The 2,741-nt window shown below is 70.4% G+C and carries 2 protein-coding genes; both read left to right on the top strand.

The annotated features are described in order from the left end of the window. Window positions 1-1,387: 2,3-bisphosphoglycerate-independent phosphoglycerate mutase (gene gpmI / locus B9G38_RS15850; protein WP_086221016.1), on the top strand; the 1,387-nt coding region annotated here is incomplete at its 5' end. 63 nt (window positions 1,388-1,450) lie between these two features. After that, entirely contained in the window at window positions 1,451-2,593 is a 1,143-nt protein-coding gene (locus B9G38_RS15845; protein WP_086221015.1) for a thiolase family protein, read from the top strand. The last annotated feature ends 148 nt before the right edge of the window (window positions 2,594-2,741 follow it).

The raw sequence follows: 2,741 nt of genomic DNA, 5'->3' as shown, positions 1-2,741 counted from the left end.
GCGGCGCGTGGGGCTCCCCGAGGGACAGATGGGCAACTCCGAGGTCGGCCACCTCAACATCGGCGCGGGCCGGGTGGTGAAGCAGGCGTACACCCGGATCACGGACGCGCTCGGGGAGGGGTCGCTCTCGGACAACGACGCGGTCGCGGCCGCGCTCGACCACGCGGACTCGACCGGCGGCCGCGTCCACTTCATGGGGCTCGTCTCCGACGGCGGCGTCCACTCGGACGTGGACCACCTGCTCGCGCTGATCGACGCCGCGGCCGACGCGGGCGTGCCCGCCACGAGCCACGCGTTCACCGACGGCCGCGACACGGCCCCGGAGATCGCCGACGAGTTCCTCGCTGACGTGACCGCGAAGGCCGACGAGCGCGGCACCGGTCACGTCGCGACCGTGACGGGGCGCTACCACGCGATGGACCGCGACGAGAACTGGGGGCGGACGAAGAAGGCGTACGACGCCATCGTCGGTCGCGAGGCCCCGAACGAGGCCGAGAGCGCGGTTGCGGCCGCCCGAGAGGCACACGCCCGCGGGGAGACGGACGAGTTTGTCGAGCCGACGCTCGTCGCCGACGAGCCCGCCCTCGCCGACGGCGACGCGGTGATATTCTTCAACTTCCGCGCCGACCGCGCCCGACAGCTGGTCCGGATGCTGACCGACACGCGGCCCGAGTGGGAGTTCGACCTCGGCCAGCCCGAGGTCCGCATGACGACGATGACCGAGTACGACGAGACCTTTGAGTTCCCGGTGGCGTTCCCGCCGCAGATCCCCGCGAACACGATCGGCGAGGTCGTCGCGGACGCCGGCGGCACGCAGCTCCGGATCGCGGAGTCGGAGAAGTACCCTCACGTCACCTACTTCCTCAACGGCGGCCGAGAGGTGGAGTTCCCGGGCGAGATCCGGACGATCGTCGAGAGCCCGGACGTGCCGACGTACGATCAGCAACCGGAGATGTCCGCGCCCGAGGTGACCGACGAGGCCGTCGAGACCATCGCGTCGGACGACCCCGACCTGCTCGTGTTGAACTACGCGAACCCCGACATGGTTGGCCACACCGGCGACTTCGAGGCGGCCGTCGAGGCGGTCGAGGCCGTCGACGCCCAGCTCGACCGCCTGCTCTCCGCGGTCGCCGACGCCGGCGCGCACGCGGTCGTCACCGCGGACCACGGCAACGCCGACGACATGGGTACCGCGGACGACCCCCACACCGCCCACACGTACAACCCGGTCCCGTTCGTCTACCTGACGCCCGACGGCGACGACGGCGCGAAGCGGGTCCGCGAGGCCGGGTCGCTGTGCGACATCGCCCCGACGCTGCTCGACCTGATGGAGCGCGACCGCCCCGATGAGATGACCGGCGAGAGCCTGCTGGAGCGTAAACGATAAACTTCGGATCGATTCTCGCTCGTTCCACGGCGTTTTAATACGTCGTCGGGCTTGTGATCGTTCATGACAGACGAGACCACGCCCGTGATCGCGGCCGCCTACCGAACACCGCAGGGGAAAGACGGCGGCGTCTACGAGGACGTCCGCAGCGAGGACCTCTCGACGACGCTCATCGACCATGCGCTCGACGAGACGGGGCTGACGAGCGACCACGTCGACGACCTGATGTGGGGGGTCGCACAGCAGCGCACCGAGCAGGACAACAACGTCGCGCGCGTCATCGCCCTCCTCTCGGAGCTGGGTGAGTCGGTGCCCGCCACCTCGATCAACCGCTGGTGCGCCTCCTCGATGCAGGCGATCATCTCGGCGTCGGACGCCATCGCCGCCGGGAACCGCGAGTGTATCATCGCGGGCGGGGTCGAGAACATGAGCCGCGTCCCGATGGACGGCGACTCCTACGAACACCTCCACCCGGAGCTGTCTGAACAGTACAACATCTTCCAGCTCCAGATGGGGATGACCGCAGAGAAGGTGGCCGAGGAGTACGAGGTGAGCCGCGAGGCCCAAGACGAGTACGCCGCCCGTAGCCACCAGCGCGCCGCCGAGGCGACCGAGTCGGGCCGCTTCGACGACGAGATCGTCCCCGTCGAGACGGACGACGGGCTCGTCGAGGCGGACGAGGGGATCCGCCCGGACACGACCGCCGAGAAGCTCGCCGACCTGCCGCCCGCCTTCACCGGCGACGGCAGCGTCACCGCGGGGAACTCCTCGCAGATCTCCGACGGCGCGTCGCTGACCGTCGTCACGAGCAAGGCGTTCGCGGAGGAGCACGGGCTCGACGTGCTCGCCGAGGTCGGCACGAACGCGGTCGCCGGCGTCGACCCCACCGTGATGGGGATCGGCCCGGTGCCCGCCACCCGGAGCCTGCTCGACCGCGCGGGCACGGACATCGACGACTACGACCTCGTCGAACTGAACGAGGCGTTCGCCTCCCAGTGCGAGTACTCGCGGCGCGAGCTCGGCATCGACGAGGACCAGTACAACGTCAACGGCGGCGCCATCGCGCTCGGCCACCCGCTCGGCGCCTCGGGCGCGCGGCTCCCCGTCACGCTGCTCCACGAGATGGAGAAGCGGGACGCCGAGCGCGGCCTCGGGACGCTCTGCGTCGGCTTCGGGCAGGGCGCCGCGATCGAGTTCCTGCGATAGGCGACGCAGACCTCGAAAATCTTCTGCGGTGGCGCGTGCCGACGAGCGGCCGTCATCGGCGGCCGCGAGACAGCACCGCGCGAGGGAGTCAGTCGCCGGAGCGAAGCGGAGGCGACTGACGAGGCTGGGGAGGCGCGAGGTGCGGGGC

It is taken from the genome of Halorubrum sp. SD612 (assembly GCF_002135005.1).
The sequence above is the reverse complement of the archived record's forward strand: the minus strand, read 5'-3'. Positions and strand labels throughout refer to the sequence as shown.